The 11,556-nt window shown below is 64.1% G+C and carries 7 protein-coding genes; 4 read left to right on the top strand and 3 right to left on the bottom strand.

Annotated features, from left to right (window positions below; translation table 11 throughout):
- The first annotated feature begins 29 nt into the window (after positions 1 to 29).
- Positions 30 to 941, top strand: a complete 912-nt coding sequence (locus tag HALRU_RS09805) for a DMT family transporter (RefSeq protein ID WP_148680497.1) — start codon at positions 30 to 32, stop codon at positions 939 to 941.
- A gap of 212 nt (positions 942 to 1,153) precedes the next feature.
- On the opposite strand, the gene HALRU_RS09800 is transcribed toward HALRU_RS09805, so the two are convergent.
- Both HALRU_RS09800 and HALRU_RS09795 read right to left on the bottom strand, forming a co-directional pair.
- Positions 1,154 to 3,382, bottom strand: coding sequence for a CDC48 family AAA ATPase (locus HALRU_RS09800; protein ID WP_015301226.1), 2,229 nt, complete (start codon positions 3,380 to 3,382; stop codon positions 1,154 to 1,156).
- A gap of 1,207 nt (positions 3,383 to 4,589) precedes the next feature.
- A complete protein-coding gene (locus HALRU_RS09795) occupies positions 4,590 to 5,195 on the bottom strand; it encodes a TetR/AcrR family transcriptional regulator (RefSeq protein WP_015301225.1) in 606 nt (201 codons plus the stop codon).
- Between the two features lie 382 nt (positions 5,196 to 5,577).
- Between HALRU_RS09795 and HALRU_RS09790 the strand changes: the two genes are divergently transcribed.
- Positions 5,578 to 8,553: an MMPL family transporter gene (locus HALRU_RS09790; protein ID WP_015301224.1), complete on the top strand. Its 2,976-nt coding sequence runs from the start codon at positions 5,578 to 5,580 to the stop codon at positions 8,551 to 8,553.
- An 84-nt stretch (positions 8,554 to 8,637) separates the two neighbouring features.
- Here the strand turns inward: HALRU_RS09790 and HALRU_RS09785 are convergent, their stop codons facing one another.
- The gene (locus HALRU_RS09785; protein WP_015301223.1) at positions 8,638 to 9,387 is read right to left on the bottom strand and encodes a hypothetical protein; all 750 of its coding nucleotides are present in this window, start codon (positions 9,385 to 9,387) and stop codon (positions 8,638 to 8,640) included.
- A gap of 165 nt (positions 9,388 to 9,552) precedes the next feature.
- On the opposite strand from HALRU_RS09785, the gene HALRU_RS09780 reads away from it, so the two are divergent.
- Both HALRU_RS09780 and HALRU_RS09775 read left to right on the top strand, forming a co-directional pair.
- Positions 9,553 to 10,518 carry a beta-ribofuranosylaminobenzene 5'-phosphate synthase family protein gene (locus HALRU_RS09780; RefSeq protein WP_015301222.1) on the top strand — a complete coding sequence of 322 codons (966 nt, stop codon included), beginning with the start codon at positions 9,553 to 9,555 and terminating at the stop codon, positions 10,516 to 10,518.
- 108 nt (positions 10,519 to 10,626) lie between these two features.
- On the top strand, positions 10,627 to 11,463 hold the full coding sequence (locus tag HALRU_RS09775) for an RAD55 family ATPase (RefSeq protein WP_015301221.1): 837 nt from the start codon (positions 10,627 to 10,629) through the stop codon (positions 11,461 to 11,463).
- Positions 11,464 to 11,556 lie beyond the last annotated feature (93 nt).

The following is an 11,556-nucleotide window of genomic DNA, read 5'->3' as shown; positions in this document are numbered from 1 at the left end:
TTCGTACGGACACCCCCTCGGTCTTCGTCGTGAGTCAGTACCGTACGACAACCCTGTTTCTCGTCCTCGCGTTCGCCTGGGGGTCCGCGTTCGTGGCTATCGACGCCGGGCTGACCTACCTGCCACCCGTCCTCTTCGCTGCGGTCAGGTACGACGTCGCAGGCGTCATCATGCTCGCGTACGCGCTCGTCGTCGCCGACGACCCGCTCCCCCGCGGACGGCAAGCGTGGCTAACTGTGGGTGCCGGGGCCGTGTTGATGATCGCGGTGTACCACGCCTTTCTCTTCGTCGGCCAGCTCAACACGACGGCGGCAGCCGCCGCCGTCCTCGTCAGTCTGTCGCCGGTCCTCACGACCGGGTTCGCACGCGCACTCGTTCCACAGGACGCGCTGTCCCGGATCGGCGTGGTCGGCGTCGGGCTGGGGCTCGTCGGTGTGCTCGTCATCTCCCGGCCGGACCCGTCGAACGTGGTGACGACGGATACGGTCGCGAACCTCCTCGTCTTCGGTGCCGCCGCAGCGTTCGCACTCGGAAGCGTCCTCACGCGCCGGCTCGATGCCGACCTCGAGATCGAGGCGATGGAGGCCTGGTCGATGCTCGGTGGCGCCGTGATCTTACACGTGCTGAGCGTCGGCCTCGGCGAGTCCTTCGCTATCGCCGACTGGGCGCATCTGGAAGCGATCGGCGCACTCGCGTATCTCTCGATCTTCTCGAGTGCGATCGGGTTTCTCATCTACTTCGACCTGCTCGACCGACTCGGCGCCGTCGAGATCAACATGGTCTCCTACGTGGCCCCGATCGTGGCCGCCGTCGTCGGCTGGTTCTACCTCGACCAGCCGGTGGATGCGGCCACAGTCGTCGGGTTCGTCTTCATCTTCTGTGGATTCTTGCTGGTGAAACGGCGGGCGATCACCCGCGAACTCGCCAAGTTGCGAGCCTGACGCCGCCACTGATCACGACGACTCGGTCGGTGCTGTGCAAGCAGTGTGCGAACTGGGTAGCCGGTGTGTCGTCGAGCGGAGTAGCGAGCGTCGACGAGCGAAGTAGGCTGAGACGTATCGAGTAGCCAGAGACGAGTCAAGTAGACTGAGGCGAGTCGAGGCCGGATAAATCGTCGAAACGTGAGCGACAGAAATCGTGCCGATCGAGTGTGCTACTGGAAGCCGATCCGGCTGCCACGGCGACCGCTCGCCGGTCGCGTGGCGGTGCCGCCGCGGAATTGGTCTTCGATTCCCTCGTAGTACTCGAGGATGTCTTCGGTGATCGTCGGTCGGACGTTCTCGAGTGCCTGTCGGAAGTGGCGCATCTCGACGACCTCGGCCTCGTCGTCGTCACGAAGGGCTTCGATCGCCGCCTCGCGACCGATGGACTCGAGGTCGGAGCCGACGTAGCCGTCGGTGATCTCGGCGATCTCGCGCAGGCTGACGTCGGCCGCCAGCGGCATGTCCTCGGTGTGGATCTCGAGGATGCGCTCGCGACCGTCCGTGTCGGGCTCGCCGATCATGACGAGTCGGTCGAAGCGGCCAGATCGAAGCAGTGCCGGGTCGATCATGTCCGGGCGGTTCGTCGCGCCGATGACCATCACGTCGCCCATGTCTTCGAGCCCGTCGAGCTCGGTCAGTAGCTGATTGACGACGCGTTCGGAGACGTTCGAGCCGACCTCGCCGCCGCGGCCCGGCGCGAGCGCGTCCAGCTCGTCGAAGAAGATGACGGTCGGGGAGACCTGCCGGGCCTTCCGGAACGTCTGGCGGATGGCCTTCTCGGACTCGCCAACCCACTTCGAGAGCAGCTGCGGGCCGCGCACGGAGATGAAGTTGGCGTTCGTCTCGTTGGCGACCGCCTTCGCCATCAGCGTCTTCCCGGTGCCGGGCGGGCCGTACAGCAGGACGCCTGCCGGCGGGTCGATGCCGAGGCGACCGAATTTCTCGGGGTCGTTGAGCGGCCACTCGACGGACTCCTGGACCTGTTCTTTGGCGTCGTGGAGGCCGCCGACGTCGTCCCAAGAGACCTTCGGGAGCTCGACCAGAACCTCGCGCATCGCCGAGGGCTCGACCTCGTTCAGTGCGCCGCCGAAGTCGTCGCGTTTGACGATCATCCGGTCGATGAGGCTCGGCGGGATGTCCTCTTCGTCCAGATCGATCTCCGGCAGGTAGCGACGCAGTGCCTTCATCGCAGCTTCCTTGGTGAGGCTCTCGATGTCGGCGCCGACGAAGCCGTGCGTGTCGTCGGCCAGCCGCGAGAGGTTGACGTCGTCGGAAAGCGGCATGCCGCGCGTGTGGATCTGGAGTATCTCCTCGCGGCCCGTCTCGTCGGGGACACCGATCTCGATCTCACGGTCGAACCGGCCCGGGCGTCTGAGGGCGGGGTCGACGCTGTCGACGCGGTTGGTCGCCGCGATGACGATGACCTGGCCACGGGATTCGAGGCCGTCCATCATCGTCAGCAACTGGGCGACGACGCGGCGTTCGACCTCGCCAGTGACGTCCTCGCGCTTGGGCGCGATGGAGTCGAGTTCGTCGATGAAGATGATCGCGGGAGACTCCTCGCTGGCGTCCTCGAAGATCTCGCGTAACTGCTGTTCGGATTCCCCGTAGTACTTCGAGATGATCTCGGGGCCAGCGATCGAGAAGAACGAGGCCGACGTCTCGTTGGCGACGGCCTTCGCGAGCAGCGTCTTCCCGGTGCCGGGCGGGCCATGCAGGAGGACGCCCTGGGGCGGCTCGATGCCCAGCTTCTTGAAGATCTGCGGGTGCTTCATCGGGAGTTCCACCATCTCCCGGACCCGCTGGATCTCGTTCTGTAAGCCGCCGATGTCCTCGTAGGTGATGCCGCCGCCGGTCTTCTCGAAGCCGGAGATCGGCTCTTCGCGGAGCTCGACGTCCGTGTCCTCGGTGATGAGGACGACGCCGTCGGGTTCAGTCTCGACGGAGATGAGCGGGATCGCCTGCCCCGGCGAGCGCATGAATGGGTGGTTCGTCGAGCTCATCACCGGGACGATGTCTCGTTCGACGACCGGCCGTTTCAGGATCTGGCGCTTGACCATCCCGGCGGCGTCAGAACCGAACTGGACAGACGCCTCTTCCGGCGGGGCGAGGACGAGCGACTCGGCTTTCGTGGCCTCGGCCTTACGGATCGTGACGCGCTCGCCGATGCCGACTTCCGCATTCTGGCGCGTGAAGCCGTCGATCCGGACTGTGTCTGTGTTCCAGTCCTGTCGATCGGCTCGCCAGACCTTGGCGGCGGTGGTGTTCGCCCCTTCGATCTCGATGATATCTCCCGGACTCAGCTTCAGGTGCAGCAGCGTATCGGGGTCGAGCCGGGCGATGCCGCGGCCCGAGTCGTTGGGATACGCCTTCGCGACCTCCAGTTGCACTTCGTTCATAGGTTGTGGTGGACGACGTTGACGGTACTCCGGTTGCTCGCCGGATAGCTCTTTTGCTCACGATACTGCACTCACACTCACGTGTGCTACTGGTACTCGAACGCCCTTAGGGTTACTGCCCTCGTGTGCCCTGACTGGCTCGCCCTGTCTGTGCCGAGGCGAGCCTCTCTGGTGCAACGCGTACACGAACACCAATTGATCGTCTCGACAGCGAATCGGTCGTCCTGCTACCCAGGACGTCCTGCTGTTCTCGACATCGTCTGGACGCAGCTCTGTCGGAAGAATTCTCCTGTACAGTTACTCGGACTGCCCGATCGGAACTGCACGACCTATCGAATGGTTTGATCGGCTACTCCGATCGACTCGATGGGCTGTGTGATCGGTTTTTGCCACCCATCGAACGAACGATCCGATAATACTGGCGCAGTGTGATATTCCGACCGGGTCGTCCGATAGCTGGTCGTTGACGTGTTCGAACGCGTTTCGCGTTCGCGAATTGTCCTCGTGTTCGCCCTTCGTCGCTTTCTGATCAGTTCTCCGTTGTGTCCCCGTGTTCTCGGTTTTCAGTAGGTTCTAATTTTGCTCCCTGTCGAGACCGAGCGCTATCGGATGATTTGTGCTGGCCCGACGAACGACCTTGCTTCTTTAAAAGGGGTCCGCTGTCACCGACAAATGAATTGCATAATGCTATATCAAAATCTGTTGTTGCAGTTCCCGAAATAGTATTTAAACTCCCGTCGAATTCGCCAGTTTCGAGACCGCTACCCGCCTCTTTACGCACTCAAAATCCCTCATTCCGGCTGATTGGTAGCACAGCTGTCGATTCTTGGCTGCGTAGTAACCCGGCCCAAACCAGACGTGGCGATGGTGTCGCTTACAGCTGGCACCGCGAATCGTCGTCTCTGTCGGGGTGGGGACGGACCGAAAATCCGGTCATCTGGCGGCTCCCAGCACTGACGAATCTGGTCTCTCCGTCACTGTCTGTGGAACTGTGTGCCTCGCTGCTCTCTGTACCGAGCCGTGCACGACAACTGTCTGCCCCGTTTGAGTGTCGACCCGTTGTTTCCCTGAAATAGCCACGACAGGCGTACTGAGGTGCGGGGACGCTGGTAGTGCATGATTGGGCTCTGAGAGCCAATCAACTGATCGCTCACTCGTGGGTTCAAACGTACACTCGTCGGGCAGCAACTCACCCGGTCAGCACCGTTTACTCGGCCAGCAGACACTCGCGGACGTAGCGTTCGAACTCGGCGCGTGCATCTTCGAGGACGTCGTCGTCACTCGTCACGCGCTGCGTCATCGTCCCGACGAACGTGAGTTGAAACAGTGCCGCAGTCTCCTGTGGATCGACGTCCCGGAAGATTCCCTGCTCGATGCCGGATCGAATCGTGTGGGCCACGTGTTTTCGGACGAACTGGTCGCTGCGGGTGAAGTACGAACGGAACGCGTCGTCGTGGGCTCCCTGTGTACGCAGTTCGAGAATCGCGCGAGCGAAGTCGTCGCTGGTGTGGCTCCCGCCGAAGACGAAGGTCTGGTCGACGATATCCTGAATGTGGTCGTCGGCGCCGCTATCCCTGTACACCGGCAACTGCTCTTCGAGCTGGGTCAGCATGAACTCGAGAAAGTCGAGCAGGAGATCGTCTTTGCTGTCGTAGTGGTGGTACAGCAGCGACTTGCTCTTCGAGAACTCGTCACCGATTCGCTGGATCGTCAGATCCGAGTAGCCGTGCTTCCCGAGTGCGACGTAGGTCGCGCGCATGATCGCTTCCCGGGTATCGTCCGGATCGTCGAGAAACGACGTTCCCTGGTTCATCGCAACTCACGGCGGTTCGTGTGCCCGGGTCCGACTATCCCACAGTCCATGATAGGTCCCATATCGGCGCTGGCTATAAAAATTGATTGAATGGTCAGTCATCAGATCGGGACGAAGCGCGAACGAGTGGTCGGGGGGCGGTGGTCACAACCAACCTCGAACGGTATGCGGCCCCGAACTGTCCGAGGATTGTAGAGGTAATTGTAGTGCTTGTAGAGGTGTGTGTGTGTGTGTGTGTGTCAGTTATCAGTTATCGACTCGCTCAGCGGCGGGCACGTGAAGTGAGAAAGTTCTTAAGTGCTGATTGAATATTCAGTCACAAGATGACTGCCGACCAACGACGGGTAACCAAAGCGACGACCACCGGAGGACCGGTTCTCCCATGAGCTGGATGGACCGCCTCGCCGGAGCGATCATGGATCACTCCAAAGCGGTGATCGCGGTTATGCTGGTTTTCACTGTGATCATGGGCGCGGGCGCAGGGATGGTGGACCAGACGTCCTCGCTCGATACGTTCCAGGGTGACTCGGACGAATCGACGGCGCTCTCGTACGCGCAGAACAACTTCGATAGTGGAAACGAGAACGGAACCTCTGCGCAGGTGATCGTCAGAGGGGACAACGTTCTCACGAAGGACGCCCTCGTCTCACAGCTCGAACTCCAGCAGTCCTTCAGAGACGAGCCGACGGTCAATCGAACGCTCTCCGAGGAGCAGCCCTCGGTCGGCGTTGCGAATCTCGTCGCCATCACGGCGATCTCTGGCGAACAACAGCGCGAGTTGCAGGAAGAAGCTGCTGCCCTCGAACAGCGACAGGCCGAACTGAACGCGACCGCCGAAGCCTTGAGCGCGTCGCTCGATTCGATCCGGGACGGAGAGTCGTCGTCGGCGCGTGAGGCGTTCGAATCGGCGAACCAGAACTCGCCCGTCACCCTGACCGACTCGCACTTCCAGCCGTTCGAACAGGCCGTCGGCATGCTCCAGAGTGCCGAGAACGAGTCGCAGGTCGAATCGGCCTACCAGCTCGGTACGCAGGGCGTCCTCGAGGACGAGTACGCACAACTGAGCGAACGCAGTGAGCGGTTGCAGGAGCGCCAGGCTGCCCTGCAGAACGGTTCCGCACCGCCGATCGCCGATCAGATCGCGGCGATCGAGGCGATGAACGAGACGACGTTCGACCGAACGCTCGGCACCGTCCTCAGCGAAGAGGGAGCGGGGGAACTGAACGGTCTCGCCTTCATGCCGGTCGATTACGACGTCGGTTCGACGAGCGCGAACGCGACGATGATGCTCGTCACCCACCAGATGGAGGGTGGTGGGGGCGCTGAAGCCCAGACGGGTTCGATGCCGCAGTCGATCGTCGACGCCCAGCTCGAGATGCGGTCGATCGCGAACGCGGACGACGCCCCCGGAACCGATGTCATGATCTTCGGTGGCGGCGTCATGACCGAGGAGATCAACAACTCGATGGGTGACAGCTTGGCCATCGTCGGCCCGCTCGCGCTGTTGTTCGTCGTCCTCGCGCTGATCGTCGCCTACCGCGACGTCCTGGACATCCTCCTCGGGCTCTTCGGCATAATCGCCGTCCTCGTCTGGACGTTCGGCTTCATGGGCTGGACTGGGATCAGTTTCAACCAGATCTTCATCGCCGTTCCCGTTCTGCTGATCGGGCTCTCGATCGACTACGCAATCCACATCTTCATGCGCCACCGGGAGCAGCGCCACGAGGGTGGTGCGTACGCAGAAGCGGACTCCCGTGGGTCGATGCGGACGGCCCTCGTCGGCGTCGGGATCGCCCTCGTCTGGGTGACCGCGACGACCGTGATCGGGTTCCTCTCGAACCTCACCAGTCCCGTCCCGCCAATTCAGGACTTCGGCGTGGTGAGCGCGGCCGGGATCACGGCCGCGCTGTTGATCTTCGGCGCGCTGATCCCGGCGATCAAGGTCGAACTCGACGAGTTCCTCGAGAACCGCGGGTTCGATCGCAAGAAGCGGGCGTTCGGGACCGGCGGCGGCCGATTCAGCCAGCTCCTCGGCGCCGGGTCGGTGGCCGCACGGCGCGCTCCGATTGCCGTCATCCTCATCGCACTGCTCGTGAGCGCCGGCGGTGCTTACGGCGCGACGCAGGTCGACACGACCTTCGATCAGGAGGACTTCATCGCCGAGGACCCACCGGAGTGGACGAAGAACCTGCCGGAACCGTTCAAACCGGCCGAGTACACGATGAAGGAGAACCTGGACTACGTCAACCAGCACTTCGTCCGCGAGGACGCACAGGCCCAGATCGTGGTTCAGGGTGACGGCGTCACGGATCCACAGACGTTACAACGGATCCACGATGCCGAGCGCGAGGCCGCGAACAACAGCGTCGTCGCGACGCTCGGGAGCGGTGACGCCGACCTCGAGAGTCCGATTCGAACGATGCAGGCGGTCGCCGCGGAGAACGAATCGTTCAACGCGACGCTCACCGCGGCAGACACCAACGACGACATGGTGCCAGACCAGAACGTCGAGGGAGTCTACGATGCCCTGTTCGCGACTGCGCCCACCGAAGCGTCCAACGTGATTCACCAGACCGACGACGGCCAGTACCAGGGTGTCCGGATGGTCATCTCGACGCAAGGGACGGCGGCGATGAGCGACGTCACCGACGAGATGCAGACCATCGCGTCCGGCATCGACGGGACGGCGGGTGTCTCTGCCACCGCCACTGGTCAGACGATCCTGTTCGACATCGTCTCCGACCAGCTGATGGATACGGTCATCGAGAGCTTGGTGATCACGCTCGTGGCCGTCTTCGCCTTCCTCATGCTCACCTACCGGCTCACGGAAGGGAGCGCGACCCTCGGCGCGGTCACGCTGATGCCCGTCGTCTTCAGCGTCTCGTGGATCCTGGGGACGATGTATCTCACCGGCATTCCGTTCAACGTGATGACGGGGATGATCACGAGCCTCACGGTCGGGCTCGGCGTGGCCTACAGCATCCACATCAGTGAACGCTACAACCTGGAACTCGAACGGACGGGATCGGTCTGGGAGGCGATGTCCCGGACGATCACCGGCACGGGCGGTGCACTGCTCGGGAGCGCGGCGACGACCGTCGGTGGATTCGGCGTCCTCGCGTTCGCCATCCTCCCGCCGCTCCAGCAGTTCGGCATCATCACGGGCATGACGATCATCTACGCGTTCCTCGCGAGCGTGCTCGTCCTGCCGAGCCTGCTCGTGCTCTGGACGAAGTACCTGGGGCCGGACGACGTCTCGTTCGCCGTCCCTGGCGCACAGCCTGCCGCCAGTGATGGTGGGAAGACCGGTCCGGCAAGCGAGTCCGACGACACGCTCCCGTCGGACGAAGACGACTGACGGCGGACCGCTCGCCCCCGGATCGGTCGACTCGATACTGTGGTGCGGACGCGATTTTCGATTGCGAAGTGTTCGATGCCGGTCTTATTCGTCGTCCGTCTCCGCTCGATGCGCGGCGAGTGCCTCCGCGATCGTCAACTCGCCGGCGGCGACCTGCCGCGCGAATCGGTCGTCGATCGCCCGGTTCGTCTCGCCGGCGTTCCGGGAGCGATCTTTGATAACCTGTAGCTCGCCGGCGGTCGGCTCGAACTCGCGTTCGGTGATCGATTCGCCCTCGATCCGGGCGATGTTGGTCGCGGCGAGGACGTCGCCCATGCCGCGAGCGCCGGTCCCCAGATACGGTGTCGTCCCAGTCTCGTCGACCAGTTCGACCCGGATGTCGTCTGCGAGATCGTTCACGATCGTGGTCCCCTGGAGTCGGGCGCCGTCTCCGATTCGGACGATCGGATCGTCGGCCGTCGCGAGTTCTGCCTCGATAGTTTCGACGGCATCCGCGAGTGGCACCTGAAAGGCCGCGACGACGACCTCGTCGACGAGGACGGCGATCCCCGGTTTTCGGCCGGGATCGACGCCGACGATGGTCCGGCCGCTATCGCCGCGGGTGAGCGTGAGCGCGCAATCGACAGCCTGACGGGGCGAATCCGGCTCACCCGTTACGATCGGGAGGTCCGCGTCGATGTCGGTCGTCTCGGTCGCGTCGTCCGTGATCACGACCGTCGTCTCGTCGGGAAGTGGCTGCGCCGGTTCGATCGTGGTGAACGTCACGTCGCGGTCGCGAAGCTCCGTGACCACCCCGTGATAGAGTTCGAAGTCGGTCGTGCGGACGACGATCACGGGGTGAGTTCTGCCCCGACGGGAATAAGTGTGCCCTCGTCGCCGTGATTTCGCTCCGCGGCTCGATGGGGGACGCCGGCGCCTGCAGACGTTGATGCCGATGCCCGCAGACGTTGACGCGGGCGAAATTCCCTTGAGGCGGTCGAGCATACGGAGGAGACGTCGATGGTCACCGTCAGCACCGGCGCCCGCCTCCACGTCGGGTTTCAGAACCTCTCGCTCGCACACGACCGCCTGTACGGCGGCGTTGGCGTCGGCCTCGCCGAGCCGCGGACCCGAATCAGCGCCGAACCGGCCGACGATATCTCGGTGGCGGGCCAGCCAGTTGGCCGGTACGCCACCCGGGCGGTCGAACGCCTCGGCGTGTCCGGCGTCGAGATCGAGGTGGAGTCGTCGATCCCCCGCCACGTCGGTCTCGGGAGCGGGACGCAACTCGCGCTGGCCGTCTACGCGGCGACCGCACTCGCACACGATCGCCCGCTCGCGATTCGGTCAGACGCCCCCGAACTGGGACGCGGTGGGCGAAGCGGTGTTGGCGTGGCGACGTTCGAACGCGGCGGCTTCGTCGTCGATGCCGGCCACCCGACAGCCAGGTTCACGACGGCGCCACCGGAACGTGGCGAGTGGACCGTCCCGCCGGTGGTCGCTCGCCACAAACTCCCGGAGTCGTGGCGGTTCGTCGTGGTCGTTCCGGACGCGACGCCGGGCCGGAGCGGTGACGCGGAAGACGCGAGCATCCGGTCCGTCGTCGAAGACGCGTCACCAGCTGTCGCAGACGAGATCGCTGGCGTCCTCACCAGGCGATTGCTTCCCGCAGCCGCGGCTGGGCACCTGGACGCCTTTGGCGACGCAGTCGAGCGAATCGGCCGCCTGAACGGGACCTGGTACACCGAGACCCAGGGCGGCGTCTTTCGCCCACCAGCCGGTCGCCTCGTCGAGCACCTCGACGAGGCCCCGGTACTCACCGGAATCGGCCAGTCGTCGTGGGGCCCGGCGGTCTACGGCGTGACCGACCGAACCCACCGTGACGAGGCCGAGACACTCGCCCGTGACAGTCTCGACGAACTCGGACTGGACGGGACGGTCTACGTCACCCGTCCGGCTGCGGACGGGTTCCGGGTACACGAGTGAGGTGGCTACCCGCTCAGGGGCGGACGGACTCTGGATGCACGGGTGCGGTCACTCCCGCTGGATCGGGGGTGCCACAACAGCTAACCCGGCGCCGTTCGATGGACGGCTATGGAGCGGATTCCCTTCGGCGTCTCCCGCCTCGACGCGATGATCGGTGGTGGCGCCCCGGCGGGGAGCGTGGTTCTGCTCGCCGGCGAATCCGGCGCGGGTGCCAGGGAGTTCTGTTACACGAGTGCGGCGATGAACGCGCTCGCGACGGCGGATTCGGCAACGTTCGACCTCTACTACGGCGATCTGGAGGGGTCGGCGTCCCCGCCGGCCGACGCTCACTACGTTACGTTCACGGACGAGTCTGCGGCGGTCGTCGACGAGATGCGCTTCGCCCTCGCGGACGACCTCGTCGACGCGGCGGCCCCGGAGCTCACGATAGCCGACTTCTCACAGGAGTACTTTCAGCTCTCGCCCGTTCCGACGGAGTGGTACTCTGATCGGACGCCCGATATCAGGGCGCTCGGCGAGTCCACCGACAGGCGGGACGTACTGGCGGCCGTCAGCGAGTATCTTACGGCGAACGCGCCGGGCAACCTGGTCGTGATCGACTCCGTGACGGACCTCATCGCCGCCTCGACCGACCGGTTCGATCCGGCCGACCTCACCTTTCTCCTCAAGGGGCTCGCACGGGCGACCTATCGATGGGGTGGGCTCGTCCTCTTGCTGGTCAACGTCGAACCGCTCGATGCACGCACGCTCGGCCGGCTCAAAGAAGCTGCGGACGGGACCTTGCTGTTCGAGTGGGAGACGGGCGGCTCCGAACGCGCACGCACGCTCGTCGTCGAGGAGTTCCGCGGCGTCCTCTCCCGGCTCGAAGACGAGAACATCGTCCGATTCGAGACCGAGATCGGCGACACCGGGTTCGACGTGAGCAACGTCCGGAAGATCCGATAACGGAGTCACTGTCGTCGTGTCGCTGGGTCCTTGCGAGGCAGTCAGCTGTCTCTCACCCAGGCGGCCAGTGCTCGACTCGAACGCTGAGTCGAG

The organism is Halovivax ruber XH-70, from assembly GCF_000328525.1.
Taxonomy (GTDB): Archaea; Halobacteriota; Halobacteria; order Halobacteriales; family Natrialbaceae; genus Halovivax; species Halovivax ruber.
This window is presented reverse-complemented; position numbering and strand designations above follow the sequence as displayed.

Bases quoted from the DNA above. Each gene is read 5' to 3' on its own strand.
- HALRU_RS09800 (WP_015301226.1), bottom strand. From the start codon at position 3,382: ATGAACGAAGTGCAACTGGAGGTCGCGAAGGCGTATCCCAACGACTCG.
- HALRU_RS09795 (WP_015301225.1), bottom strand. From the start codon at position 5,195: ATGAACCAGGGAACGTCGTTTCTCGACGATCCGGACGATACCCGGGAA.
- HALRU_RS09790 (WP_015301224.1), top strand. From the start codon at position 5,578: ATGAGCTGGATGGACCGCCTCGCCGGAGCGATCATGGATCACTCCAAA.
- HALRU_RS09780 (WP_015301222.1), top strand. From the start codon at position 9,553: ATGGTCACCGTCAGCACCGGCGCCCGCCTCCACGTCGGGTTTCAGAAC.
- HALRU_RS09775 (WP_015301221.1), top strand. From the start codon at position 10,627: ATGGAGCGGATTCCCTTCGGCGTCTCCCGCCTCGACGCGATGATCGGT.